The 22,779-nt window shown below is 57.2% G+C and carries 33 protein-coding genes; all 33 read left to right on the top strand.

Going from position 1 to position 22,779, the window contains the following annotated elements; all coding sequences use genetic code 11:
* Positions 1-30 precede the first annotated feature (30 nt).
* The 33 genes from rpoC (at position 31) to rplQ (ending at position 22,620) form a co-directional block, all read left to right on the top strand.
* On the top strand, positions 31-4,230 hold the full coding sequence (rpoC, locus tag ACNFIC_RS04075; RefSeq protein ID WP_138221850.1) for a DNA-directed RNA polymerase subunit beta': 4,200 nt from the start codon (positions 31-33) through the stop codon (positions 4,228-4,230).
* 210 nt (positions 4,231-4,440) lie between these two features.
* On the top strand, positions 4,441-4,812 hold the full coding sequence (gene rpsL, locus ACNFIC_RS04070) for a 30S ribosomal protein S12 (protein ID WP_003255492.1): 372 nt from the start codon (positions 4,441-4,443) through the stop codon (positions 4,810-4,812).
* A 106-nt stretch (positions 4,813-4,918) separates the two neighbouring features.
* Entirely contained in the window at positions 4,919-5,389 is a 471-nt protein-coding gene (gene rpsG, locus ACNFIC_RS04065; protein ID WP_003246741.1) for a 30S ribosomal protein S7, read from the top strand.
* A gap of 30 nt (positions 5,390-5,419) precedes the next feature.
* Positions 5,420-7,567, top strand: a complete 2,148-nt coding sequence (gene fusA / locus ACNFIC_RS04060; RefSeq protein WP_138221849.1) for an elongation factor G — start codon at positions 5,420-5,422, stop codon at positions 7,565-7,567.
* 27 nt (positions 7,568-7,594) lie between these two features.
* Positions 7,595-8,788 carry an elongation factor Tu gene (gene tuf / locus ACNFIC_RS04055; RefSeq protein ID WP_053868071.1) on the top strand — a complete coding sequence of 398 codons (1,194 nt, stop codon included), beginning with the start codon at positions 7,595-7,597 and terminating at the stop codon, positions 8,786-8,788.
* 141 nt (positions 8,789-8,929) lie between these two features.
* The gene (gene rpsJ, locus ACNFIC_RS04050) at positions 8,930-9,241 is read left to right on the top strand and encodes a 30S ribosomal protein S10 (RefSeq protein ID WP_003186070.1); all 312 of its coding nucleotides are present in this window, start codon (positions 8,930-8,932) and stop codon (positions 9,239-9,241) included.
* An 81-nt stretch (positions 9,242-9,322) separates the two neighbouring features.
* On the top strand, positions 9,323-9,958 hold the full coding sequence (gene rplC, locus ACNFIC_RS04045) for a 50S ribosomal protein L3 (RefSeq protein ID WP_011531887.1): 636 nt from the start codon (positions 9,323-9,325) through the stop codon (positions 9,956-9,958).
* Between the two features lie 12 nt (positions 9,959-9,970).
* Positions 9,971-10,573, top strand: a complete 603-nt coding sequence (rplD, locus tag ACNFIC_RS04040) for a 50S ribosomal protein L4 (protein WP_008089819.1) — start codon at positions 9,971-9,973, stop codon at positions 10,571-10,573.
* Positions 10,570-10,869, top strand: a complete 300-nt coding sequence (gene rplW, locus ACNFIC_RS04035; protein ID WP_003255484.1) for a 50S ribosomal protein L23 — start codon at positions 10,570-10,572, stop codon at positions 10,867-10,869. Before rplD ends, rplW begins: the two co-directional genes overlap by 4 nt.
* 14 nt (positions 10,870-10,883) lie before the next feature.
* The gene (gene rplB / locus ACNFIC_RS04030) at positions 10,884-11,708 is read left to right on the top strand and encodes a 50S ribosomal protein L2 (RefSeq protein ID WP_011531888.1); all 825 of its coding nucleotides are present in this window, start codon (positions 10,884-10,886) and stop codon (positions 11,706-11,708) included.
* Between the two features lie 16 nt (positions 11,709-11,724).
* Positions 11,725-12,000, top strand: a complete 276-nt coding sequence (gene rpsS, locus ACNFIC_RS04025; RefSeq protein ID WP_003255482.1) for a 30S ribosomal protein S19 — start codon at positions 11,725-11,727, stop codon at positions 11,998-12,000.
* An 11-nt stretch (positions 12,001-12,011) separates the two neighbouring features.
* Positions 12,012-12,344 (top strand): 50S ribosomal protein L22, encoded by a 333-nt coding sequence (gene rplV / locus ACNFIC_RS04020; protein ID WP_003103908.1) that lies wholly within the window; start codon positions 12,012-12,014, stop codon positions 12,342-12,344.
* A 13-nt stretch (positions 12,345-12,357) separates the two neighbouring features.
* Positions 12,358-13,044: a 30S ribosomal protein S3 gene (gene rpsC, locus ACNFIC_RS04015; protein ID WP_003255481.1), complete on the top strand. Its 687-nt coding sequence runs from the start codon at positions 12,358-12,360 to the stop codon at positions 13,042-13,044.
* Between the two features lie 12 nt (positions 13,045-13,056).
* Positions 13,057-13,470, top strand: a complete 414-nt coding sequence (gene rplP, locus ACNFIC_RS04010; RefSeq protein WP_009397508.1) for a 50S ribosomal protein L16 — start codon at positions 13,057-13,059, stop codon at positions 13,468-13,470.
* Positions 13,470-13,661 (top strand): 50S ribosomal protein L29, encoded by a 192-nt coding sequence (rpmC, locus tag ACNFIC_RS04005; RefSeq protein ID WP_002555481.1) that lies wholly within the window; start codon positions 13,470-13,472, stop codon positions 13,659-13,661. The genes rplP and rpmC overlap by 1 nt, the downstream gene beginning before the upstream one ends.
* Before the next feature lie 2 nt (positions 13,662-13,663).
* Positions 13,664-13,930, top strand: coding sequence for a 30S ribosomal protein S17 (gene rpsQ / locus ACNFIC_RS04000; RefSeq protein ID WP_008089812.1), 267 nt, complete (start codon positions 13,664-13,666; stop codon positions 13,928-13,930).
* A 23-nt stretch (positions 13,931-13,953) separates the two neighbouring features.
* Entirely contained in the window at positions 13,954-14,322 is a 369-nt protein-coding gene (rplN, locus tag ACNFIC_RS03995) for a 50S ribosomal protein L14 (RefSeq protein ID WP_008089810.1), read from the top strand.
* Positions 14,323-14,333: 11 nt separating this feature from the next.
* Positions 14,334-14,648, top strand: a complete 315-nt coding sequence (rplX, locus tag ACNFIC_RS03990; protein ID WP_016715319.1) for a 50S ribosomal protein L24 — start codon at positions 14,334-14,336, stop codon at positions 14,646-14,648.
* A gap of 20 nt (positions 14,649-14,668) precedes the next feature.
* A complete protein-coding gene (gene rplE / locus ACNFIC_RS03985; protein ID WP_012316517.1) occupies positions 14,669-15,208 on the top strand; it encodes a 50S ribosomal protein L5 in 540 nt (179 codons plus the stop codon).
* 13 nt (positions 15,209-15,221) lie between these two features.
* Positions 15,222-15,527, top strand: a complete 306-nt coding sequence (gene rpsN / locus ACNFIC_RS03980) for a 30S ribosomal protein S14 (protein ID WP_138221822.1) — start codon at positions 15,222-15,224, stop codon at positions 15,525-15,527.
* Between the two features lie 209 nt (positions 15,528-15,736).
* The gene (gene rpsH, locus ACNFIC_RS03975) at positions 15,737-16,129 is read left to right on the top strand and encodes a 30S ribosomal protein S8 (protein ID WP_138221823.1); all 393 of its coding nucleotides are present in this window, start codon (positions 15,737-15,739) and stop codon (positions 16,127-16,129) included.
* 12 nt (positions 16,130-16,141) lie between these two features.
* Positions 16,142-16,675 carry a 50S ribosomal protein L6 gene (rplF, locus tag ACNFIC_RS03970; protein WP_138221824.1) on the top strand — a complete coding sequence of 178 codons (534 nt, stop codon included), beginning with the start codon at positions 16,142-16,144 and terminating at the stop codon, positions 16,673-16,675.
* Between the two features lie 10 nt (positions 16,676-16,685).
* Positions 16,686-17,036, top strand: a complete 351-nt coding sequence (rplR, locus tag ACNFIC_RS03965; protein WP_011531893.1) for a 50S ribosomal protein L18 — start codon at positions 16,686-16,688, stop codon at positions 17,034-17,036.
* Between the two features lie 3 nt (positions 17,037-17,039).
* Positions 17,040-17,540 carry a 30S ribosomal protein S5 gene (gene rpsE, locus ACNFIC_RS03960; protein ID WP_023629184.1) on the top strand — a complete coding sequence of 167 codons (501 nt, stop codon included), beginning with the start codon at positions 17,040-17,042 and terminating at the stop codon, positions 17,538-17,540.
* A gap of 2 nt (positions 17,541-17,542) precedes the next feature.
* Positions 17,543-17,719: a 50S ribosomal protein L30 gene (gene rpmD, locus ACNFIC_RS03955; RefSeq protein ID WP_028690238.1), complete on the top strand. Its 177-nt coding sequence runs from the start codon at positions 17,543-17,545 to the stop codon at positions 17,717-17,719.
* 3 nt (positions 17,720-17,722) lie between these two features.
* A complete protein-coding gene (rplO, locus tag ACNFIC_RS03950; RefSeq protein WP_011531896.1) occupies positions 17,723-18,157 on the top strand; it encodes a 50S ribosomal protein L15 in 435 nt (144 codons plus the stop codon).
* Complete coding sequence (gene secY / locus ACNFIC_RS03945) at positions 18,158-19,489, top strand: preprotein translocase subunit SecY (protein WP_003257108.1); 1,332 nt, start codon at positions 18,158-18,160, stop codon at positions 19,487-19,489.
* Between the two features lie 29 nt (positions 19,490-19,518).
* Positions 19,519-19,635, top strand: a complete 117-nt coding sequence (rpmJ, locus tag ACNFIC_RS03940) for a 50S ribosomal protein L36 (RefSeq protein WP_011531897.1) — start codon at positions 19,519-19,521, stop codon at positions 19,633-19,635.
* A 131-nt stretch (positions 19,636-19,766) separates the two neighbouring features.
* Positions 19,767-20,123, top strand: a complete 357-nt coding sequence (rpsM, locus tag ACNFIC_RS03935) for a 30S ribosomal protein S13 (protein WP_003255457.1) — start codon at positions 19,767-19,769, stop codon at positions 20,121-20,123.
* An 18-nt stretch (positions 20,124-20,141) separates the two neighbouring features.
* Positions 20,142-20,531: a 30S ribosomal protein S11 gene (rpsK, locus tag ACNFIC_RS03930; RefSeq protein WP_003255454.1), complete on the top strand. Its 390-nt coding sequence runs from the start codon at positions 20,142-20,144 to the stop codon at positions 20,529-20,531.
* A 15-nt stretch (positions 20,532-20,546) separates the two neighbouring features.
* Positions 20,547-21,167 (top strand): 30S ribosomal protein S4, encoded by a 621-nt coding sequence (rpsD, locus tag ACNFIC_RS03925; RefSeq protein WP_003257114.1) that lies wholly within the window; start codon positions 20,547-20,549, stop codon positions 21,165-21,167.
* Positions 21,168-21,189: 22 nt separating this feature from the next.
* Positions 21,190-22,191: a DNA-directed RNA polymerase subunit alpha gene (locus tag ACNFIC_RS03920; RefSeq protein ID WP_003255452.1), complete on the top strand. Its 1,002-nt coding sequence runs from the start codon at positions 21,190-21,192 to the stop codon at positions 22,189-22,191.
* 42 nt (positions 22,192-22,233) lie between these two features.
* The gene (rplQ, locus tag ACNFIC_RS03915; RefSeq protein ID WP_003255451.1) at positions 22,234-22,620 is read left to right on the top strand and encodes a 50S ribosomal protein L17; all 387 of its coding nucleotides are present in this window, start codon (positions 22,234-22,236) and stop codon (positions 22,618-22,620) included.
* Positions 22,621-22,779: the final 159 nt, after the last annotated feature.

The following is a 22,779-nucleotide window of genomic DNA, read 5'->3' as shown; positions in this document are numbered from 1 at the left end:
CCGCTCCCTGCTCCGCCAGGAGGAAAGGCCTTGAAAGACCTACTGAATTTGCTGAAAAACCAGGGTCAAGTCGAAGAGTTCGACGCCATCCGCATCGGTCTGGCGTCGCCTGAAATGATCCGTTCGTGGTCGTTCGGTGAAGTCAAAAAGCCCGAGACCATCAACTACCGTACGTTCAAACCTGAACGTGACGGCCTGTTCTGCGCCAAGATCTTTGGCCCAGTCAAGGACTACGAGTGCCTGTGCGGCAAGTACAAGCGCCTGAAGCACCGCGGTGTGATCTGCGAGAAGTGCGGCGTTGAAGTTGCCTTGGCAAAAGTTCGTCGTGAGCGTATGGCGCACATCGAACTGGCCTCGCCGGTCGCCCATATCTGGTTCCTGAAGTCGCTGCCGTCCCGTATCGGCCTGCTGATGGACATGACCCTGCGTGATATCGAGCGCGTGCTCTACTTCGAGAGCTACGTCGTGATCGACCCGGGCATGACCACCCTCGAGAAGGGTCAGCTGCTCAACGACGAACAGTACTTCGAAGCGCTGGAAGAGTTCGGTGACGACTTCGACGCCCGTATGGGTGCCGAGGCTGTCCGCGAGCTGCTGCACGCTATCGATCTGGAGCATGAGATTGGTCGCCTGCGCGAAGAGATTCCGCAGACCAACTCGGAAACCAAGATCAAGAAGCTGTCCAAGCGCCTGAAGCTGATGGAAGCTTTCCAGGGCTCGGGCAACCTGCCTGAGTGGATGGTTCTGACCGTCCTGCCAGTTCTGCCGCCGGACCTGCGTCCGCTGGTTCCGCTGGATGGCGGCCGCTTCGCGACCTCCGACCTGAACGACCTGTATCGTCGGGTGATCAACCGTAACAACCGTCTGAAGCGCCTGCTCGATCTGTCGGCGCCGGACATCATCGTGCGCAACGAAAAGCGCATGCTGCAGGAAGCGGTCGACGCCCTGCTCGACAACGGCCGTCGCGGTCGCGCCATCACTGGCTCGAACAAGCGTCCGCTGAAGTCGCTGGCTGACATGATCAAAGGTAAGCAAGGTCGCTTCCGTCAGAACTTGCTCGGTAAGCGTGTGGACTACTCCGGCCGTTCGGTAATTACCGTAGGCCCGACCCTGCGTCTGCACCAGTGCGGTCTGCCGAAGAAGATGGCTCTCGAGCTGTTCAAGCCGTTCATTTTCGGCAAGCTGGAAATGCGTGGTCTGGCGACCACCATCAAGGCCGCCAAGAAGATGGTCGAGCGCGAACTGCCAGAGGTCTGGGACGTTCTCGCCGAGGTGATCCGCGAACACCCCGTCCTGCTCAACCGTGCACCGACGCTGCACCGTCTGGGTATCCAGGCCTTTGAACCGGTTCTGATCGAAGGTAAGGCTATCCAGCTGCACCCGCTGGTCTGCGCCGCGTACAACGCCGACTTCGACGGTGACCAGATGGCCGTTCACGTGCCGCTGACGCTGGAAGCCCAGCTCGAAGCGCGTGCGCTGATGATGTCGACCAACAACATTCTGTCGCCAGCCAACGGTGAGCCAATCATCGTTCCGTCGCAGGACGTTGTACTGGGTCTGTACTACATGACCCGTGAAGCCATCAACGCCAAGGGCGAAGGTCGCGTGTTCGCCGACCTGCAGGAAGTCGACCGCGTATTCCGCGCCGGTGAGGCTGCCCTGCACGCGAAAATCAAGGTCCGCATCAACGAGACCGTGAAAGATCGTGATGGCAGCATCACCAAGAACACCCGTATCGTCGACACCACCGTCGGCCGTGCGCTGCTGTTCCAGGTCGTACCGGCAGGTCTGCCGTACGACGTGGTCAACCAGCCGATGAAGAAAAAGGCGATCTCCAAGCTGATCAACCAGTGCTACCGCGTGGTGGGTTTGAAAGAGACCGTTATCTTCGCCGACCAGCTGATGTACACCGGTTTCGCCTACTCCACCATCTCTGGTGTGTCCATTGGTGTGAACGACTTCGTCATCCCGGATGAGAAGGCGCGCATCATCAACAGCGCTACCGATGAAGTGAAGGAAATCGAGAGCCAGTACGCTTCCGGTCTGGTAACCCAGGGCGAGAAGTACAACAAGGTCATCGACTTGTGGTCGAAGGCGAACGACGAAGTGTCCAAGGCGATGATGGCCAACCTCTCGAAAGAGAAGGTCATCGACCGCGAAGGCAACGAAGTCGACCAAGAGTCCTTCAACTCGATGTACATGATGGCCGACTCCGGTGCGCGTGGTTCTGCGGCACAGATTCGTCAGCTGGCCGGTATGCGTGGTCTGATGGCCAAGCCGGACGGCTCGATCATCGAGACGCCGATCACCGCGAACTTCCGTGAAGGTCTGAGCGTACTCCAGTACTTCATCTCGACTCACGGTGCGCGTAAAGGTCTGGCGGATACCGCACTGAAGACTGCGAACTCCGGTTACCTGACTCGTCGTCTGGTAGACGTGGCGCAGGATCTGGTCGTGACCGAGATCGACTGTGGCACCGACCAGGGTCTGCTGATGACTCCGCACATCGAAGGCGGCGACGTTGTCGAGCCGCTGGGTGAGCGCGTACTGGGTCGTGTCATCGCTCGCGACGTGTTCAAGCCAGGTACCGAGGACGTTATCGTTCCTGCCGGCACCCTGGTCGACGAGCAGTGGGTCGAGTTCATCGAACTGAACAGCATCGACGAAGTGGTCGTGCGTTCGCCGATCAGCTGCGAAACCCGCTACGGCATCTGCGCCAAGTGCTACGGTCGCGACCTGGCTCGCGGTCATCAGGTGAATATCGGTGAAGCTGTCGGCGTTATCGCTGCACAGTCGATCGGTGAGCCGGGTACCCAGCTCACCATGCGTACGTTCCACATCGGTGGTGCTGCAAGCCGTACTTCGGCTGCCGACAGCGTCCAGGTGAAGAACGGCGGTATGGTGCGTCTGCACAACCTGAAGCAGGTCGAGCGTGCCGATGGCAACCTGGTTGCCGTATCGCGTTCCGGCGAGCTGGCTATTGCCGACGAATTCGGTCGTGAGCGTGAGCGCTACAAGCTGCCTTACGGTGCGGTGATTTCGGTTAAGGAAGGTGAGAAGGTCGAAGCTGGCGCCATCGTCGCCAAGTGGGACCCGCACACCCACCCGATCGTGACCGAACTGAAAGGTACCGTGACCTTCGTGGGCATGGAAGAAAACATCACCATCAAGCGTCAGACCGACGAACTGACCGGCCTGACCAACATCGAAGTGATGGACGTCAAGGATCGCCCTGCCGCTGGCAAGGAAATTCGTCCGGCAATCAAGATGGTCGATGCTGCTGGCAAGGACCTGTACCTGCCAGGTACCGACGTACCGGCTCAGTACTTCCTGCCCGCCAACGCCTTGGTAGGTGTGGCTGACGGTGCCCAGATCGGCGTCGGTGACGTTATCGCGCGTATCCCGCAAGAAACGTCGAAGACCCGTGACATCACCGGTGGTCTGCCACGCGTTGCCGACTTGTTCGAAGCGCGTCGTCCGAAAGAAGCCTCGATCCTGGCTGAAGTCAGCGGCACCATTGCTTTCGGTAAAGAGACCAAGGGCAAGCGTCGCCTGGTCATTACCCCGACCGATGGCAGCGATCCGTACGAAGAGCTGATTCCGAAGTGGCGCCACCTGAACGTCTTCGAAGGCGAACAGGTAAACCGCGGCGAAGTTATCTCGGACGGTCCGAGCGATCCGCACGACATCCTGCGTCTGCTGGGTGTGAGCGCGCTGGCCAAGTACATCGTCAACGAGATCCAGGACGTTTACCGTCTGCAAGGCGTGAAGATCAACGACAAGCACATCGAGACCATCCTGCGTCAGATGCTGCGTAAAGTTGAGATCTCCGAGTCGGGCGATTCCAGCTTCATCAAGGGCGACCAGATGGAACTGACTCAGGTGCTGGTCGAGAACGAGCGTCTCGCCGCCGAAGACAAGTTCATTTCGAAGTTCACTCGTGTACTGCTGGGTATCACCAAGGCGTCGCTGTCGACCGAGTCGTTCATCTCCGCGGCTTCCTTCCAGGAAACTACCCGCGTACTGACCGAAGCGGCGGTAACCGGCAAGCGCGATTACCTGCGCGGCCTGAAAGAGAACGTGGTCGTGGGTCGTCTGATCCCGGCCGGTACCGGTCTGGCTTACCACAGCGAGCGCAAGCGTCGCCGTGATGCCGACAAGCCGCTGCGTGTTAGCGCCAGTGAGGTGGAAGCCGCACTGACCGAAGCGCTGAATTCCAGCGGTAACTAAGACAGGGCAGGGCCCCGGCGCATCCCGCAAGGCCATCGGTGACATGAATTGTTGCCGATGGCCGGGCGGGGAGGGCCGGGGCCTCGTCTTGACTGGGTGCAAGATCCTCTTTAGACTTTTGTACCCCTAAATTTGGTGAGGCTCTGTCTCGCCAATTTTTGGCTTTCTTGCAAGACAATAGAGTCGCAAGACAATCAGTGGAGCTAGTAGATGGCAACTATCAACCAGCTGGTACGTCAGCCGCGTAAGCGTTCGGTCGAGAAGTCCGACGTTCCTGCGCTGCAGAACTGCCCGCAGCGTCGTGGCGTGTGCACTCGTGTGTACACCACCACGCCGAAAAAACCTAACTCGGCACTGCGTAAAGTATGCCGTGTGCGTCTGACCAACGGTTTCGAGGTTTCCTCGTACATCGGTGGTGAAGGCCACAACCTGCAAGAGCACAGCGTCGTCCTGATTCGTGGCGGCCGTGTAAAAGACTTGCCAGGTGTTCGTTACCACACCGTTCGCGGCTCTCTGGATACTTCGGGCGTCAAAGGCCGTAACCAGGGTCGTTCGAAGTACGGTACCAAGCGTCCGAAGTAATCGGCCGTTTGCAGACATCCATTTTTTTGAGTCGATAAGAGTAAGGTCGGGCAGGGGTCGAAGACCCGCGTCCCGGGCTAACCTGAAGACCGTTTGAGGGCTTATCATGCCAAGACGTCGTGTAGCAGCAAAACGTGAGATTTTGGACGATCCGAAGTACGGATCCCAGATCCTCGCCAAGTTCATGAACCACGTGATGGAAAGCGGCAAGAAGGCCGTAGCCGAGCGCATCGTTTACGGTGCCCTGGATACTGTCAAAGCACGCAAGAACAGCGACCCCCTGGAAATCTTCGAGAAAGCTCTCGACGCCATCGCTCCGCTGGTCGAAGTAAAGTCCCGCCGTGTTGGCGGTGCCACTTACCAGGTTCCGGTTGAAGTTCGTCCATCCCGTCGTAACGCTCTGGCAATGCGCTGGCTCGTAGACTACGCCCGCAAGCGCGGCGAGAAGTCGATGGCCCTGCGTCTGGCCGGTGAACTGCTGGATGCTGCCGAAGGCAAAGGTGCTGCAGTCAAGAAGCGTGAAGACGTTCACCGTATGGCTGAAGCCAACAAAGCGTTCTCGCACTACCGCTTCTAATTCAAGCATCAATCACTTTGCGAGGGCTTTATGGCTCGTACTACAGCAATTAACCGCTACCGTAACATTGGTATCTGTGCCCACGTTGACGCGGGCAAGACCACCACTACCGAGCGGATCCTGTTCTACACAGGTCTGAGCCACAAGATGGGCGAGGTGCATGACGGCGCCGCGACCACCGACTGGATGGTGCAGGAGCAGGAGCGCGGTATCACCATTACCTCCGCTGCCGTTACCACCTTCTGGAAAGGTTCCCGTGGTCAGTACGACAACTACCGCGTAAACGTCATCGATACCCCCGGCCACGTTGACTTCACCATTGAAGTAGAGCGTTCGCTGCGCGTACTCGACGGCGCGGTCGTTGTGTTCTGCGGTACCTCCGGCGTTGAGCCGCAGTCCGAAACCGTATGGCGTCAGGCCAACAAGTACGGCGTTCCACGTGTTGTCTACGTGAACAAGATGGACCGTGCCGGTGCTAACTTCCTGCGCGTTGTAGGTCAGATCAAGAACCGTCTGGGTCACACCCCGGTTCCGGTTCAGCTGGCCATCGGTGCAGAAGATGACTTCCAGGGTCAGGTTGACCTGATCAAGATGAAAGCCATCTACTGGAACGACGACGACAAAGGTACCACCTACCGCGAGGAAGAAATTCCTGCTGAGCTGGTGGACCTGGCCAACGAATGGCGCAACAACATGGTCGAGGCTGCTGCCGAGGCCAACGAAGAGCTGATGAACAAGTACCTTGAAGAAGGTGACCTGTCCGTCGAAGACATCAAGGCTGGTCTGCGCGCTCGTACCCTGGCGAGCGAGATCGTTCCTGCTGTCTGCGGTTCTTCGTTCAAGAACAAGGGCGTTCCCCTGGTTCTCGATGCCGTTATTGACTACCTGCCTGCGCCAACCGAGATCCCTGCGATCAAGGGTATCCACCCTGATCTGATCGACGTGCCGAAGGATGAAGTCAAGCCAGAGCAGTACGACGAGCGTCCTGCTGACGACAACGAGCCGTTCTCGGCCCTGGCGTTCAAGATCGCTACCGACCCGTTCGTGGGTACCTTGACCTTCGTCCGCGTCTACTCGGGCTTCCTGACCTCCGGTGACTCCGTCATCAACTCGGTCAAGGGCAAGAAAGAGCGCGTTGGTCGTATGGTGCAGATGCACGCCAACCAGCGTGAAGAGATCAAGGAAGTACGTGCAGGCGACATCGCTGCTCTGATCGGCATGAAGGACGTCACCACTGGTGACACCCTCTGCAACGCCGACAAGCCGATCATCCTTGAGCGTATGGACTTCCCTGAGCCGGTGATTTCGCTCTCTGTAGAGCCGAAAACCAAGGCTGACCAGGAGAAGATGGGTATCGCTCTGGGCAAGCTGGCCCAGGAAGACCCGTCGTTCCGCGTCAAGACCGACGAAGAAACCGGCCAGACCATCATCTCCGGTATGGGTGAGCTGCACCTGGACATCCTCGTTGACCGCATGAAGCGCGAGTTCAACGTCGAGTGCAACGTCGGCAAGCCGCAGGTTTCGTACCGCGAGAAGATCACCAAGTCCAACGTCGAAATCGAAGGCAAGTTCGTTCGTCAGTCGGGTGGTCGTGGTCAGTTCGGTCACTGCTGGATCCGTTTCTCGGAGCCGGACGTCGACGAGAAAGGCAACATCACCGAAGGTCTGGTGTTCACCAACGAAGTCGTTGGTGGTGTGATTCCTAAGGAATTCATCGCCCCGATCCAGAAAGGTATCGAAGAGCAGATGAAAAACGGCGTTGTTGCCGGCTATCCGCTGCTCGGCCTGAAGGCCACGGTATTCGACGGTTCGTACCACGACGTCGACTCCAACGAAATGGCGTTCAAGATCGCTGCGTCGATGGCAACCAAGCAACTGGCCCAGAAGGGCGGTGGCGTGGTGCTCGAGCCGATCATGAAGGTTGAAGTTGTAACCCCGGAAGACTACCTGGGTGACGTGATGGGTGACCTGAGCCGTCGTCGCGGGATGATCCAGGGTAATGAAGACTCGGTGTCCGGCAAGGTAATCACTGCTGAGGTGCCGCTCGGAGAGATGTTCGGTTACGCAACCGACGTTCGTTCCATGTCTCAGGGTCGCGCAAGCTACTCCATGGAATTCTCCAAATACGCCGAAGCTCCGTCGAACATCGTCGAAGCACTCGTTAAAAAACAAGGCTAATCCCCTTTAGGCAAGAGGTTCACTGTCGTGGCTAAAGAAAAATTTGATCGTTCCCTTCCCCACGTTAACGTCGGCACCATCGGCCACGTTGACCACGGTAAGACCACTCTGACTGCAGCTCTGACCCGCGTCTGCTCCGAAGTTTTCGGTTCGGCCGTTGTTGAGTTCGACAAGATCGACTCGGCTCCAGAAGAAAAAGCGCGCGGTATCACCATTAACACCGCTCACGTCGAGTACAACTCGAACATTCGTCACTACGCTCACGTTGACTGCCCAGGTCACGCTGACTACGTGAAGAACATGATCACCGGTGCTGCCCAGATGGACGGCGCGATCCTGGTTTGCTCGGCCGCCGATGGTCCGATGCCACAAACCCGTGAGCACATCCTGCTGTCCCGTCAGGTAGGCGTTCCGTACATCGTGGTCTTCCTGAACAAGGCTGACCTGGTAGACGACGCTGAGCTGCTGGAACTGGTCGAGATGGAAGTTCGCGACCTGCTGTCCACCTACGACTTCCCGGGCGACGACACCCCGATCATCATCGGTTCGGCTCGTATGGCGCTGGAAGGCAAAGACGACAACGAAATGGGCACTACCGCTGTCAAGAAGCTGGTAGAGACTCTGGATAGCTACATTCCTGAGCCAGTTCGTGCCATCGACCAGCCGTTCCTGATGCCGATCGAAGACGTGTTCTCGATCTCGGGTCGTGGTACCGTTGTTACCGGCCGTATCGAGCGTGGTATCGTCCGCGTTCAGGATCCGCTGGAAATCGTTGGTCTGCGTGACACCACCACCACCACCTGCACCGGCGTTGAGATGTTCCGCAAGCTGCTGGACGAAGGTCGTGCTGGCGAGAACTGCGGCGTTCTGCTGCGTGGTACCAAGCGTGACGACGTTGAGCGTGGCCAGGTTCTGGTCAAGCCAGGTTCGGTCAAGCCGCACACCAAGTTCACCGCAGAAGTCTACGTCCTGTCGAAGGAAGAAGGCGGCCGTCACACTCCGTTCTTCAAAGGCTACCGTCCTCAGTTCTACTTCCGTACCACTGACGTGACCGGTAACTGCGAACTGCCGGAAGGCGTTGAAATGGTAATGCCAGGTGACAACATCCAGATGACTGTCACTCTGATCAAGACCATCGCAATGGAAGACGGCCTGCGTTTCGCCATCCGTGAAGGCGGTCGTACCGTCGGCGCCGGCGTCGTAGCCAAAATCATCGAGTAATCACTCGACCGATTGAAAAAGCCCCCGCTCAGCGGGGGCTTTTTTTATTGGGTTGACACTAAATTGGGGCGTCTATAGAATCACGCCTCCTTTTAGCGGGCGTAGTGCGTCCGTTGGGAACAGCCTGGAGTCTGAAATCCAATGCAAAATCAGCAAATCCGTATCAGGTTGAAGGCTTTCGACCATCGCCTGATCGACCAATCCACCCAGGAAATCGTGGAAACCGCGAAACGTACTGGTGCACAAGTGCGTGGTCCAATTCCACTGCCTACCCGCAAAGAGCGTTTCACCGTTCTGGTCTCCCCGCACGTCAACAAAGACGCGCGTGACCAGTACGAGATTCGCACTCATAAGCGTGTTCTGGACATCGTCCAGCCAACGGATAAAACCGTCGACGCGCTGATGAAGCTTGATCTGGCGGCCGGTGTGGAAGTGCAGATCAGCCTCGGCTAAGACTCGCGTCTTGGTCGTGTAACGCTCTGAAATGGGCGGCCATAGCGGGTGAAAGCCCCGTACACTCATGAGGTTTACAACATGACTATTGGTGTAGTCGGTCGGAAAGCGGGTATGACCCGTATTTTCACCGAAGAAGGTGTCTCCATTCCGGTCACGGTCATTGAGATCGAGCCGAATCGCGTCACCCAGTTCAAAACCGAAGAAACTGATGGCTACCGTGCAGTGCAAGTCACTGTCGGCGAGCGTCGTGCTTCGCGCGTGACCGCCGCTCAGGCAGGCCACTTTGCCAAGGCCAACGTTGCCGCTGGTCGCGGTGTTTGGGAGTTCCGTCTTGAAGAAGGCGATTTCCAGGCTGGCGATCTGATCAAAGCTGAACTCTTCACTGCAGGCCAGCTGGTAGACGTAACCGGTCAGTCCAAAGGTAAAGGCTTCGCCGGTACCATCAAGCGCTGGAATTTCCGTGGTCAAGACAACACCCACGGTAACTCCGTATCGCACCGTGTCCCTGGCTCCATCGGCCAGTGCCAGACTCCTGGTCGTGTATTCAAGGGCAAGAAAATGTCCGGTCACATGGGCGCCGAGCGCGTGACTGTTCAGTCCCTGGAAGTAGTACGCGTAGACGCTGAACGCAACCTGCTGCTGATCAAGGGTGCCGTCCCAGGCGCTACTGGCGGCGACGTGGTCGTGCGTCCGGCTGTCAAGGCTCGCGGGTAAGGGGAAACTGACATGCAACTCAATGTAAATGACGCTCAGGCGATCGAAGTTTCCGAACTGACCTTCGGTGGCGAATTCAACGAGACGCTGGTACACCAAGCAGTCGTGGCCTACATGGCCGGCGGCCGTCAGGGCACCAAGCAGCAGAAGACCCGTTCTGACGTGGCCGGTGGCGGTAAGCGCCCATGGCGTCAGAAAGGTACTGGCCGTGCTCGTGCCGGTACTACCCGTGGTCCGATCTGGCGTGGCGGTGGTGTTACCTTCGCAGCGCGTCCTCAAGATCACTCGCAGAAGCTCAACAAGAAGATGTACCGCGCAGCCCTGCGCTCCATCCTCGCTGAGCTGGTGCGTAGCGACCGTCTGGTCGTGGTTCAGGACTTCGCTGTTGAAGCTCCGAAAACCAAAGACCTGCTGAACAAGCTGAACGGCATGGGTCTGAACGACGTTCTGATCGTTTCGGACGCTGTTGATCAGAACCTGTACCTGGCTGCTCGTAACCTGCCGCACGTCGACGTACGTGACGTTCAAGGTTCGGATCCGGTCAGTCTGATCGCATACGAGAAAGTGTTGATCACTGTCTCGGCCGTGAAGAAATTCGAGGAGCTGCTGGGATGAACCAGGAACGCGTATTCAAAGTCCTCCTTGGCCCGCACGTTTCCGAGAAGGCTACCGTTCTGGCTGAGAAAAAAGGCCAGTTCGTATTCAAGGTTGCTACCGATGCAACCAAGCTGGAAATCAAGAAAGCTGTCGAAGGCCTGTTCAACGTAAAAGTTGAAAACGTGTCGACTGTTAACGTTCTGGGTAAAACCAAGCGTACCGCACGTGGTCTGGGCAAGCGTAATGACTGGAAGAAGGCGATCGTCTCCCTTCAGCCAGGCCAAGATCTCGATTTCAGCAGCAGTGCTGAGTAAGGAAGGGGTGCATCATGGCAATCGTTAAATGCAAACCGACTTCCCCTGGCCGCCGTTTTGTGGTCAAGGTGGTCAACAAGGAGCTGCACAAAGGCGCTCCTCACGCACCGCTGATCGAGAAAAAATCGAAGTCTGGTGGTCGTAACAACAATGGCCGCATTACCACTCGTCACGTTGGTGGTGGTCATAAGCAGCATTACCGTCTGGTCGACTTCCGTCGCAACGACAAAGATGGCATCCCTGCCACTGTCGAGCGTATCGAGTACGACCCGAACCGTACTGCTCATATCGCCCTGCTGTGCTACGCAGACGGTGAGCGTCGCTACATCATCGCCCCTAAAGGCGTGAGTGCTGGCGACCAACTGATCGCAGGTGCCCTGGCTCCAATCAAGGCCGGTAACTCCCTGCAACTGCGCAACATCCCAGTAGGTAGCACCGTTCACGGCATCGAACTGAAGCCGGGTAAAGGTGCTCAAATCGCTCGTTCCGCTGGTGCTTCGGCTCAGCTGATCGCGCGTGAAGGCGTCTACGTGACCCTGCGTCTTCGCTCTGGCGAAATGCGTAAAGTACTGGCTGAGTGCCGTGCGACCCTGGGCGAAGTCTCGAACTCCGAGCACAGCCTGCGTTCGCTGGGTAAAGCAGGTGCAAAACGCTGGCGCGGCGTTCGCCCAACCGTTCGTGGTGTTGCCATGAACCCGGTTGACCACCCGCATGGTGGTGGTGAAGGTCGTACCTCCGGTGGTCGTCATCCGGTATCGCCATGGGGCTTCCCAACCAAGGGTGCTAAAACCCGTGGTAATAAGCGTACCGACAACATGATCGTCCGTCGTCGCAAGTAACTAGAGGGATACGACAGTGCCACGTTCTCTGAAAAAAGGTCCTTTTATCGATCTTCACCTGCTGAAGAAGGTCGAAGTGGCGGTGGAGAAGAACGATCGCAAGCCAGTTAAAACCTGGTCGCGCCGTTCGATGATCCTGCCACAAATGGTCGGTCTGACCATCGCGGTACACAACGGTCGCCAACACGTCCCAGTTCTCGTGAACGAAGACATGGTCGGCCACAAACTGGGCGAGTTCGCCGGTACCCGCACCTACCGCGGGCACGTGGCTGACAAGAAAGCCAAGCGTTAAGGGGTAAGGAAATGGAAGTAGCCGCTAAGTTGTCGGGCGCTCGCATCTCCGCCCAGAAAGCCCGCTTGGTCGCCGACCAGATCCGCGGGAAGAAGGTGGGCGAAGCGCTCAACCTGTTGGCCTTCAGCAGCAAAAAAGCCGCTGAAATCATGAAGAAAGTCCTCGAGTCGGCCGTTGCCAACGCCGAACACAACGAAGGCGCAGACGTTGATGACCTGAAGGTCTCCACCGTTTTCGTCAACGAAGGGCGTTCGCTGAAGCGCATCATGCCGCGTGCCAAAGGCCGCGCTGATCGCATCGTCAAGCGGTCTTGCCATATCACTGTCAAGGTTGCGGACAAGTAACGGAGTCGATCAGATGGGTCAGAAAGTACATCCCACTGGCATTCGCCTGGGAATCGTCAAGGAGCACACCTCCGTCTGGTATGCAGACGGCGCGACTTACGCAGATTACCTGTTGAAGGATCTGAAAACGCGTGAGTACCTCCAAGACAAACTAAAAAGCGCGTCCGTTAGCCGTATCGATATTCATCGTCCGGCTCAAACTGCACGCATCACCATCCACACCGCTCGTCCCGGTATCGTTATCGGCAAGAAAGGTGAAGATGTTGAGAAACTGCGTCAGGACCTGACCAAGCAGATGGGTGTGCCTGTGCACATCAACATCGAAGAGATCCGCAAGCCGGAACTCGACGCCATGCTGGTTGCTCAGAGCGTTGCCCAGCAGCTGGAACGCCGCGTTATGTTCCGTCGCGCCATGAAGCGCGCCGTACAGAACGCCATGCGTATTGGTGCCAAAGGCATCAAGATCCAGGTGAGCGGTCGTCTCGGCGGTGCCGAGATCGCACGTACCGAGTGGTATCGCGAAGGTCGTGTGCCTCTGCACACCCTGCGTGCCGATATCGACTACAACACCTACGAAGCTCACACCACCTATGGTGTGATCGGTGTGAAGGTTTGGATCTTCAAAGGCGAAGTGATTGGTGGTCGCCAGGAAGAGCTGAAGCCTCAAGCACCAGCGCCTCGTAAAAAAGCTGCTAAGTAAGGGGTACGCCAAATGTTGCAACCAAAGCGTACAAAATTCCGCAAGCAGATGACCGGCCACAACCGTGGTCTGGCACTGCGCGGTAGCAAGGTCAGCTTCGGCGAGTTCGCTCTGAAAGCTGTTGCTCGCGGTCGCCTCACCGCCCGCCAGATCGAGTCCGCACGTCGTGCGCTGACCCGTCACGTTAAACGTGGCGGTAAGATCTGGATCCGTGTCTTCCCGGACAAGCCGGTTACCAAGAAGCCTCTCGAAGTGCGGATGGGTAAAGGTAAGGGTTCCGTGGAGTACTGGGTTGCCCAGATTCAGCCAGGCAAAGTCCTGTACGAAATCGAGGGTGTTTCTGAAGAGCTGGCGCGCGAAGCATTCGCCCTGGCTGCTGCAAAGCTGCCTCTCGCCACCTCCTTTGTTAAGCGGACGGTGATGTGATGAAAGCGAATGAACTTCGTGAAAAATCGGCACAGCAACTGAATGAGCAACTGCTCGGCTTGCTGCGCGACCAGTTCAATCTGCGTATGCAGAAAGCAACTGGCCAGTTGGGGCAGTCGCACCTGCTCTCGCAAGTTAAGCGTGACATCGCTCGCGTGAAAACTGTGCTCAACCAGCAGGCAGGTAAGTGATCATGGCTGAAGCTGAAAAAACCGTCCGTACGCTGACTGGCCGTGTCGTCAGCGACAAAATGGACAAGACCATCACCGTTCTGATCGAGCGTCGCGTAAAGCACCCGATCTACGGTAAATACGTTAAGCGTTCGACTAAGCTGCACGCGCACGACGAATCCAACCAGTGCAAGATCGGCGATAAGGTTTCCATCCGTGAAACCCGTCCGCTGGCCAAGACCAAGTCCTGGGCACTGGTTGAAGTCCTCGAACGCGCTGTTGAAGTCTAAGGGCTAAGGGTCGGAGAAATTTTATGATTCAGACTCAATCCATGCTCGATGTGGCCGATAACAGCGGCGCTCGTCGCGTCATGTGCATCAAGGTGCTCGGCGGTTCTCACCGCCGTTACGCCGGTATCGGTGACATCATCAAAGTAACCGTCAAGGAAGCGATTCCGCGCGGTAAGGTCAAAAAAGGCCAGGTGATGACCGCTGTTGTCGTCCGTACCCGTCACGGTGTACGTCGCGCTGACGGTTCCATCATTCGTTTCGACGGCAACGCTGCTGTTCTGCTGAACACCAAGCAAGAGCCGATCGGCACTCGCATCTTCGGGCCAGTGACCCGTGAGCTTCGTACTGAGAAGTTCATGAAGATCGTCTCGCTCGCCCCTGAAGTGCTCTAAGGAGATCCGACATGCAAAAGATTCGTCGTGACGACGAGATCATCGTGATCGCCGGCAAAGACAAAGGTAAGCGCGGTAAGGTGCTGAAGGTTCTCGCTGACGACCGTCTGGTCGTCGGTGGTGTCAACCTGGTCAAGCGCCACACCAAGCCTAACCCGATGGCGGGCGTCCAGGGCGGTATCGTCGAGAAAGAAGCGCCTCTGCACGCTTCCAACGTTGCCATCTTCAACGGTGAAACCAACAAGGCTGACCGCGTTGGTTTCAAAGTAGAAGACGGTAAAAAAATTCGTGTCTTCAAGTCGACCCAAAAAGCGGTTGATGCTTGAACACTGCTAGGTAGAAGACCATGGCACGACTGAAAGAGATTTACCGGAACGAAATCGCTCCTAAGCTTAAGGAAGAACTTAAGCTGTCGAACGTGATGGAAGTTCCGCGCGTTACCAAAATCACCCTGAACATGGGTCTGGGCGAAGCGATCGGCGACAAGAAAGTCATCGAGCACGCTGTTGCCGACCTGGAAAAGATCACCGGTCAAAAGCCGGTCGTGACTTTCGCTCGTAAATCCATCGCGGGCTTCAAAGTCCGTGAAGGCTGGCCGATCGGTGTCAAGGTGACCCTGCGTCGCGAAAAAATGTACGAGTTCCTGGACCGCCTGCTGGCGATCTCCCTGCCACGGGTTCGCGACTTCCGCGGCCTGAATGCCAAGTCCTTCGACGGTCGTGGCAACTACAGCATGGGCGTGAAAGAGCAGATCATCTTCCCGGAAATCGACTACGACAAGATCGATGCTCTGCGCGGTTTGGACATCACCCTGACCACCACTGCTCGTTCGGACGACGAAGGCCGCGCTCTGCTGCGTGCTTTCAAGTTCCCGTTCCGCAACTGATTGGAGTAGGAAAATGGCCAAGAAGAGCATGAAAAACCGCGAGCTGAAGCGTCAGCTCACGGTAGCCAAGTACGCTAAAAAGCGTGCCGAGCTGAAAGCGACCATCGTCAACCTGAACGCCTCTCCTGAAGAGCGCTTCGCCGCCGTTGTCGCCCTTCAGAAGCAACCACGTGACGCCAGCGCTGCGCGCCTGCGTAACCGTTGCCGCCTGACCGGTCGTCCGCACGGTGTATACCGCAAGTTCGGCCTCGGCCGTAACAAGCTGCGTGAAGCCGCCATGCGTGGTGACGTTCCAGGTCTGGTCAAGGCTAGCTGGTAATTCCAGCTGTCGTGACCACCGGCGCGAGGAGGAGATCTTCCGACCGCCGGTGACCTCGCAACGAAACAAGCCCCTATACGGGGCTTGTTTCGTTTCTGGCTTGTGTCTAGAATGACCGGCTCACCTGAGCCTGGGTTTTTTGCCCTGTCCGCTCGGGTGGTTGTGATAGCCGCAAGGCTAATAATTCTTGTATCAGGAGCATCTAGCCCATGAGTATGCAGGACCCGTTAGCGGACATGCTAACTCGCATCCGTAATGCCCAGATGGCTGAAAAGTCTGTCGTAAGCATGCCTTCTTCCACCCTGAAGGTCGCGGTTGCCAAAGTACTGAAAGACGAAGGTTACATCGCCGGCTACGAAGTGACTGGCGAAGCCAAGCCTTCCCTGTCGATCGAGCTGAAGTACTTCGAAGGCCGTCCGGTCATTGAAGAGCTGAAGCGCTCCAGCCGTCCAGGTCTGCGTCAGTACAAGGCCGTCACTGAGCTGCCGAAAGTACGTGGCGGCCTGGGCGTGTCTATCGTCTCCACCAACAAAGGTGTGATGACTGACCGCGCTGCGCGCGCTGCCGGTGTCGGCGGCGAAGTTCTGTGCACAGTGTTCTAAGGGGAGATAGGCATGTCTCGCGTCGCTAAGAACCCCGTTAAGTTGCCAGCAGGCGTCGAAGTCAAATTCGCCGGCCAGCAGCTTTCGGTGAAGGGTGCCAAGGGCACTCTCGAACTGAACGTTCACTCGTCTGTTGAAGTTACCGAAGAAGCTGGTGAGCTGCGTTTCTCCGCTCGCAACGGTGACCAGCAAGCTCGCGCCATGGCCGGTACCACCCGCGCCCTGGTGAACAACATGGTCCAAGGCGTAAGCCAAGGCTTCGAGCGTAAGCTCCAGCTGGTCGGTGTTGGTTATAAAGCTCAGGCTAAAGGCTCCGTCCTGAACCTGGCTCTGGGCTTCTCGCACCCAGTGGATTACGAACTGCCAGCTGGTATCACCGCTGAAACCCCAAGCCAGACCGACATCCTGATCAAGGGTATCGACAAGCAGCTGGTGGGTCAGGTGGCCGCTGAAGTCCGCGGTTTCCGTCCGCCAGAGCCTTACAAGGGCAAGGGTGTGCGTTACGCGGATGAAGTAGTCCGTCGTAAAGAAGCCAAGAAGAAGTAGGGCCTAGCAAATGACCGACAAAAAAGTTACTCGACTGCGTCGCGCTCGCAAAGCACGCCTGAAAATGCACGAGCTCGAAGCCGTGCGTCTGTGCGTGTTCCGCTCCTCGCAGCACATCTACGCCCAGGTCATTTCGGCCGACGGCAGCAAGGTTCTGGCAAGTGCCTCGACCTTGGACAAAGAACTGCGTGATGGCGCCACCGGCAACATCGACGCGGCCACTAAGGTTGGCAAGCTGGTAGCTGAGCGTGCGAAAGCCGCCGGTGTATCTCAAGTTGCCTTTGACCGTTCCGGCTTCAAGTACCACGGCCGCGTCAAGGCGCTGGCTGATGCTGCTCGTGAAGGCGGGCTGGAGTTCTAAGTTATGGCAAATAACGATCAAAAGCGCGACGAAGGCTACATCGAGAAGCTGGTTCAAGTTAACCGCGTAGCTAAAACCGTAAAAGGCGGCCGTATCTTCACCTTCACCGCACTGACCGTGGTTGGTGATGGTAAGGGTCGTGTTGGCTTTGGCCGTGGCAAATCGCGCGAAGTACCTGCTGCGATCCAGAAAGCCATGGAAGCTGCTCGTCGCAACATGATTCAGGTTGACCTGAAAGGCACCACCCTGCAGTACGCCACCAAGGCCGCCCACGGCGCCTCGAAGGTTTACATGCAGCCTGCCTCGGAAGGTACCGGTATCATCGCCGGCGGCGCAATGCGTGCCGTCCTGGAAGTTGCTGGCGTTCAGAACGTTCTGGCCAAGTGCTACGGTTCGACCAACCCGGTGAACGTGGTTCACGCCACCTTCAAGGGTCTGAAAGCCATGCAATCCCCTGAGTCCATTGCTGCCAAGCGCGGCAAGACTGTCGAGGAGATCATCTGATCATGGCAACCGTAAAAGTAACGCTGATCAAGAGCACCGCCGGCCGCCTGCCTAACCACAAACTGTGTGTTAAAGGCCTGGGTCTGCGTCGCATCGGTCACACTGTAGAAGTCCAAGATACTCCTGAAAACCGCGGGATGATCAACAAGGCCTACTACATGCTGAAGGTCGAGGGTTAATCGATGAAACTCAATGATCTGAGTCCAGCGCCGGGTTCCCGTCGCGAGAAGCACCGTCCGGGTCGTGGTATCGGTAGCGGTCTGGGTAAGACCGGCGGCCGTGGCCACAAGGGTCAAACCTCCCGTTCCGGTGGTTCCATTGCTCCAGGCTTCGAAGGCGGTCAACAGCCGCTGCACCGTCGTCTGCCGAAGTTCGGCTTCGTTTCCCTGAAAGCCATGGACCGCGCTGAAGTGCGTCTGTCCGAGCTGGCCAAGGTGGAAGGCGACCTGATCACCGTTCAGTCCCTCAAGGACGCCAACGTGATCGGCCAGCACGTACAGCGTGTGAAAATCATGCTGTCGGGCGAAGTCACTCGCGCAGTCACCCTCAAGGGTATCGCCGTCACCAAAGGTGCACGTGCGGCTATCGAAGCAGCTGGCGGCAAGTTCGAGGAATAAATGGCTAAGCAAGGTGCTCTCTCTTCGCTCGGTAAGGGCGGGATGTCGGAACTCTGGGCTCGTCTGCGCTTTCTGTTCATGGCGATCATCGTCTATCGGATTGGCGCGCACATCCCGGTACCAGGCATTAACCCGGACCGTCTCGCGGATCTGTTCCGGCAGAATGAGGGGACCATTCTTAGCTTGTTCAACATGTTTTCCGGCGGCGCGCTGGAGCGCATGAGCATCTTTGCGCTGGGGATCATGCCGTACATCTCGGCATCGATCATCATGCAGCTCATGACCGCTGTCAGCCCGCAGCTGGAGCAGTTGAAGAAGGAAGGTGAAGCTGGCCGTCGCAAGATCAGCCAGTACACCCGCTACGGCACCGTTATCCTGGCGCTGGTCCAAGCCATTGGCATGTCCATTGGCCTGGCCAACCAGGGCGTGGCGTTTTCTGTTGGCCTCGGCTTCCATGTCGTCGCCGTCTCCACTTTCGTGGCGGGCGCGATGTTCATGATGTGGCTGGGCGAGCAGATCACCGAGCGCGGTGTGGGCAACGGTATCTCGATGTTGATCTTCGCAGGTATCGTTGCCGGTCTTCCGAGAGCAATCGGGCAGTCTTTCGAGTCTGCACGCACAGGCGATATCAACATCTTCGCCCTGGTCGCTATCGGTTTGCTGGCAGTAGCGATTATCGGCTTCGTGGTGTTCATTGAGCGTGGTCAGCGTCGTATCGCCGTTCACTACGCCAAGCGTCAGCAGGGCCGTAAGGTCTTCGCTGCGCAGACCAGCCACCTGCCGCTGAAAGTGAACATGGCGGGCGTAATCCCGGCCATTTTCGCGAGCAGCATCTTGCTGTTCCCGGCTTCGCTAGGTGCCTGGTTCGGTCAGTCCGAAGGTATGGGCTGGCTGCAAGACATCTCGCAGTCGATCGCTCCTGGTCAGCCGTTGAACATTCTGCTGTTTAGTGCAGGGATCATTTTCTTCTGCTTCTTCTACACAGCGTTGATGTTCAATCCGAAAGACGTAGCGGAAAACCTGAAGAAGTCCGGTGCCTTTATTCCGGGCATCCGTCCTGGTGAGCAGTCGGCGCGCTACATTGATGGCGTTCTGACCCGTTTGACCATGTTCGGTGCTCTTTACATGATGGCCGTGTGCTTGTTGCCCCAGTTCCTGGTGGTGGCTGCAAACGTGCCGTTCTACCTTGGCGGGACCTCGTTGCTGATTGTGGTAGTGGTTGTGATGGACTTCATGTCCCAAGTACAATCGCACCTCGTTTCGCACCAGTACGAATCCCTGATGAAGAAAGCCAACCTGAAAGGCTACGGCGGCAGCGGTCTGCTGCGCTGATAGACCACCTAAGGTTCGAGGAGTCGGTAATGAAAGTTCGTGCATCGGTGAAAAAGCTGTGCCGTAACTGCAAGATCATTCGTCGCGAAGGTATCGTGCGCGTGATCTGCAGCGCGGAACCGCGTCACAAGCAGCGCCAAGGCTGAGTGTGATCTGCGCTTCAAACCCAGCAGCTAGTGTGCTGCTGGGTTGATTATTCGTTTCTACAGCGATATTATCTCGCGCCCTATTTCTTGGCTTCCGGGGCGTAGGTAGCTGTCAATTGGAGTCCCACTGAATGGCCCGTATTGCAGGCGTCAACATTCCAGATAACAAGCATACTGTTATCTCGCTGACCTACATCTATGGTGTCGGTCGCACTACTGCACAGAAAATCTGTGCAGATGCTGGTGTAAACCCAGCCGCTAAGATCAAGGATCTGAGCGACGAGCAAATCGAAACCCTGCGTGGCGAAGTTGCGAAGTTCACCACTGAAGGTGACCTGCGTCGTGACATCAACATGAAGATCAAGCGCTTGATGGACCTGGGTTGCTACCGCGGCCTGCGTCATCGTAAAGGTCTGCCGGTTCGCGGTCAGCGCACCAAGACCAACGCACGCACCCGTAAGGGCCCGCGTAAGCCGATCCGCAAGTAATCGCCCAGGAATATAGACATGGCAAAACCTGCTGCTCGTCCTCGTAAGAAAGTCAAAAAGACAGTGGTTGATGGCATCGCCCACATCCATGCTTCTTTCAACAATACCATCGTGACCATCACCGACCGTCAGGGCAACGCACTGTCCTGGGCTACTTCCGGTGGTTCGGGTTTCCGTGGTTCGCGCAAATCCACCCCGTTCGCAGCTCAGATCGCTGCTGAGCGTGCTGGTCAAGCTGCGCTGGAATACGGCCTGAAGAACCTCGACGTCAACGTCAAGGGTCCAGGTCCAGGTCGTGAGTCCGCCGTTCGTGCACTGAACAGCTGCGGCTACAAGATCGCCAGCATCACCGACGTGACGCCAATCCCGCACAACGGGTGCCGTCCGCCGAAGAAGCGTCGCGTGTAATCAGGAGACAGATAAATGGCACGTTACATTGGTCCAAAATGCAAACTGTCTCGCCGTGAAGGCACTGACCTGTTCCTGAAGAGCGGCGTTCGCGCTCTGGAATCGAAGTGCAACATCGAAGCAGCCCCAGGTATCCACGGCCAGCGCCGTGGCCGTCAGTCCGACTACGGTACCCAGCTGCGCGAGAAACAAAAAGTCCGTCGTATCTACGGTGTACTGGAGCGTCAATTCCGCGGTTACTACCAAGCGGCTGCCTCGAAGAAAGGCGCCACCGGTGAGAACCTGCTGCAACTGCTCGAGTGCCGTCTGGACAACGTCGTTTATCGTATGGGCTTCGGTTCGACCCGTTCCGAGTCCCGTCAGCTGGTTTCGCACAAAGCGATCAGCGTTAACGGCAAGACCGTAAACATTCCATCCTACCAAGTTCGTCCGGGTGACGTGGTCGCAGTTCGCGAGAAGTCGCTGAACCAGCTGCGCATTGTTCAAGCCCTTGAACTGTGCGCCCAGCGTGGCCGCGTTGAGTGGGTTGATGTGGATGCTGCTAAAAAGTCGGGCGTTTTCAAGAACGTTCCTGCTCGCAGCGACCTGTCCGCCGACATCAACGAAAACCTGATTGTCGAGCTCTACTCCAAGTAAGGGCTAGAAAATAGGTGCATCCATGCAGATTTCGGTAAATGAGTTTCTGACACCCCGTCACATCGACGTTCAGGTTGTCAGTCCAACCCGCGCCAAGATCACGCTCGAGCCTCTCGAGCGTGGCTTCGGCCATACCCTGGGCAACGCGCTGCGCCGCATCCTGTTGTCCTCCATGCCTGGCTGTGCAGTAGTCGAGGCCGAGATCGATGGCGTACTCCATGAGTACTCCGCGATCGAAGGTGTACAGGAAGATGTCATTGAAATCCTGTTGAACCTGAAAGGCCTGGCTATCAAGCTGCACGGTCGTGACGAAGTTACGCTGACCTTGTCGAAAAAGGGTTCGGGGGTGGTTACCGCTGCCGATATTCAGCTGGATCACGATGTCGAGATCGTCAACCCCGATCACGTAATCGCGAACCTGGCGTCCAACGGCGCCCTGAACATGAAGCTCACCGTAGCTCGTGGTCGTGGTTACGAGCCGGCCGACTCCCGTCAGACCGACGAAGACGAAAGCCGCAGCATTGGCCGTCTCCAGCTGGACGCCTCCTTCAGCCCGGTGCGTCGTATCGCCTATGTGGTCGAGAACGCCCGTGTTGAGCAGCGTACCAACCTGGACAAGCTGGTCATCGATCTGGAAACCAACGGTACCCTGGATCCTGAAGAGGCTATTCGTCGTGCCGCGACCATCCTGCAACAGCAGTTGGCTGCGTTCGTCGACCTCAAAGGTGACAGCGAGCCGGTTGTGGTCGAGCAGGAAGACGAGATCGATCCGATCCTGCTGCGCCCGGTTGACGACCTGGAACTGACCGTACGTTCGGCCAACTGCCTCAAGGCGGAGAACATCTACTACATCGGCGACCTGATTCAGCGTACCGAAGTAGAGCTGTTGAAGACTCCTAACCTGGGCAAGAAGTCCCTGACTGAAATCAAGGACGTTCTGGCCTCTCGTGGTCTGTCCCTCGGCATGCGCCTCGACAACTGGCCGCCTGCAAGTCTTAAGAAGGACGACAAGGCGACTGCCTGATCGTCGTAATCACCGAACGTAGTGTTTGGTAAGGAATGAATCATGCGTCATCGTAAAAGTGGACGTCACCTGAGCCGTACCAGCTCTCACCGCAAGGCTATGTTCCAGAACATGGCAGTGTCGCTGATCGAGCACGAGCTGATCAAAACCACCCTGCCGAAAGCCAAGGAACTGCGCCGCGTTGCCGAGCCGCTGATCACCCTGGCCAAGGAAGACAGCGTAGCCAACCGTCGTCTGGCCTTCGATCGTACCCGTTCGAAGTCCGCCGTTGGCAAACTGTTCAACGATCTGGGCAAGCGCTACGCCACCCGTCAGGGCGGCTACCTGCGTATCCTGAAGTGCGGTTTCCGCGCTGGCGACAATGCGCCTATGGCGTACGTCGAGCTGGTTGATCGTCCAGTCGGTGGTGCTGTAGAAGCTGCCGAGTAAGACGTCCAGTCTGCTACAAAAAACCGGGCCTAGTGCCCGGTTTTTTGTGTGTGCATTGATTATTAATTTCTATCAATTCGACAATATCAATGAATTGGTTCTTTGTCTCCTGCTCGCGAATACTTCTCCATATGCCGTTTAGCCGGCCATTAGAGACTG

This window comes from Pseudomonas sp. NY15463 (assembly GCF_048068415.1).
Classification (GTDB): Bacteria; Pseudomonadota; Gammaproteobacteria; order Pseudomonadales; family Pseudomonadaceae; genus Aquipseudomonas; species Aquipseudomonas mosselii_C.
The sequence above is the reverse complement of the archived record's forward strand: the minus strand, read 5'-3'. Positions and strand labels throughout refer to the sequence as shown.

What these genes read in the sequence shown, in the direction of transcription:
- rpsL (WP_003255492.1), top strand. Translation starts at nt 4,441, where the DNA reads ATGGCAACTATCAACCAGCTGGTACGTCAGCCGCGTAAGCGTTCGGTC.
- rpsG (WP_003246741.1), top strand. Translation starts at nt 4,919, where the DNA reads ATGCCAAGACGTCGTGTAGCAGCAAAACGTGAGATTTTGGACGATCCG.
- fusA (WP_138221849.1), top strand. Translation starts at nt 5,420, where the DNA reads ATGGCTCGTACTACAGCAATTAACCGCTACCGTAACATTGGTATCTGT.
- rpsJ (WP_003186070.1), top strand. Translation starts at nt 8,930, where the DNA reads ATGCAAAATCAGCAAATCCGTATCAGGTTGAAGGCTTTCGACCATCGC.
- rplC (WP_011531887.1), top strand. Translation starts at nt 9,323, where the DNA reads ATGACTATTGGTGTAGTCGGTCGGAAAGCGGGTATGACCCGTATTTTC.
- rplD (WP_008089819.1), top strand. Translation starts at nt 9,971, where the DNA reads ATGCAACTCAATGTAAATGACGCTCAGGCGATCGAAGTTTCCGAACTG.
- rplW (WP_003255484.1), top strand. Translation starts at nt 10,570, where the DNA reads ATGAACCAGGAACGCGTATTCAAAGTCCTCCTTGGCCCGCACGTTTCC.
- rplB (WP_011531888.1), top strand. Translation starts at nt 10,884, where the DNA reads ATGGCAATCGTTAAATGCAAACCGACTTCCCCTGGCCGCCGTTTTGTG.
- rplV (WP_003103908.1), top strand. Translation starts at nt 12,012, where the DNA reads ATGGAAGTAGCCGCTAAGTTGTCGGGCGCTCGCATCTCCGCCCAGAAA.
- rpsC (WP_003255481.1), top strand. Translation starts at nt 12,358, where the DNA reads ATGGGTCAGAAAGTACATCCCACTGGCATTCGCCTGGGAATCGTCAAG.
- rplP (WP_009397508.1), top strand. Translation starts at nt 13,057, where the DNA reads ATGTTGCAACCAAAGCGTACAAAATTCCGCAAGCAGATGACCGGCCAC.
- rpmC (WP_002555481.1), top strand. Translation starts at nt 13,470, where the DNA reads ATGAAAGCGAATGAACTTCGTGAAAAATCGGCACAGCAACTGAATGAG.
- rpsQ (WP_008089812.1), top strand. Translation starts at nt 13,664, where the DNA reads ATGGCTGAAGCTGAAAAAACCGTCCGTACGCTGACTGGCCGTGTCGTC.
- rplN (WP_008089810.1), top strand. Translation starts at nt 13,954, where the DNA reads ATGATTCAGACTCAATCCATGCTCGATGTGGCCGATAACAGCGGCGCT.
- rplX (WP_016715319.1), top strand. Translation starts at nt 14,334, where the DNA reads ATGCAAAAGATTCGTCGTGACGACGAGATCATCGTGATCGCCGGCAAA.
- rplE (WP_012316517.1), top strand. Translation starts at nt 14,669, where the DNA reads ATGGCACGACTGAAAGAGATTTACCGGAACGAAATCGCTCCTAAGCTT.
- rpsN (WP_138221822.1), top strand. Translation starts at nt 15,222, where the DNA reads ATGGCCAAGAAGAGCATGAAAAACCGCGAGCTGAAGCGTCAGCTCACG.
- rpsH (WP_138221823.1), top strand. Translation starts at nt 15,737, where the DNA reads ATGAGTATGCAGGACCCGTTAGCGGACATGCTAACTCGCATCCGTAAT.
- rplF (WP_138221824.1), top strand. Translation starts at nt 16,142, where the DNA reads ATGTCTCGCGTCGCTAAGAACCCCGTTAAGTTGCCAGCAGGCGTCGAA.
- rplR (WP_011531893.1), top strand. Translation starts at nt 16,686, where the DNA reads ATGACCGACAAAAAAGTTACTCGACTGCGTCGCGCTCGCAAAGCACGC.
- rpsE (WP_023629184.1), top strand. Translation starts at nt 17,040, where the DNA reads ATGGCAAATAACGATCAAAAGCGCGACGAAGGCTACATCGAGAAGCTG.
- rpmD (WP_028690238.1), top strand. Translation starts at nt 17,543, where the DNA reads ATGGCAACCGTAAAAGTAACGCTGATCAAGAGCACCGCCGGCCGCCTG.
- rplO (WP_011531896.1), top strand. Translation starts at nt 17,723, where the DNA reads ATGAAACTCAATGATCTGAGTCCAGCGCCGGGTTCCCGTCGCGAGAAG.
- secY (WP_003257108.1), top strand. Translation starts at nt 18,158, where the DNA reads ATGGCTAAGCAAGGTGCTCTCTCTTCGCTCGGTAAGGGCGGGATGTCG.
- rpmJ (WP_011531897.1), top strand. Translation starts at nt 19,519, where the DNA reads ATGAAAGTTCGTGCATCGGTGAAAAAGCTGTGCCGTAACTGCAAGATC.
- rpsM (WP_003255457.1), top strand. Translation starts at nt 19,767, where the DNA reads ATGGCCCGTATTGCAGGCGTCAACATTCCAGATAACAAGCATACTGTT.
- rpsK (WP_003255454.1), top strand. Translation starts at nt 20,142, where the DNA reads ATGGCAAAACCTGCTGCTCGTCCTCGTAAGAAAGTCAAAAAGACAGTG.
- rpsD (WP_003257114.1), top strand. Translation starts at nt 20,547, where the DNA reads ATGGCACGTTACATTGGTCCAAAATGCAAACTGTCTCGCCGTGAAGGC.
- ACNFIC_RS03920 (WP_003255452.1), top strand. Translation starts at nt 21,190, where the DNA reads ATGCAGATTTCGGTAAATGAGTTTCTGACACCCCGTCACATCGACGTT.
- rplQ (WP_003255451.1), top strand. Translation starts at nt 22,234, where the DNA reads ATGCGTCATCGTAAAAGTGGACGTCACCTGAGCCGTACCAGCTCTCAC.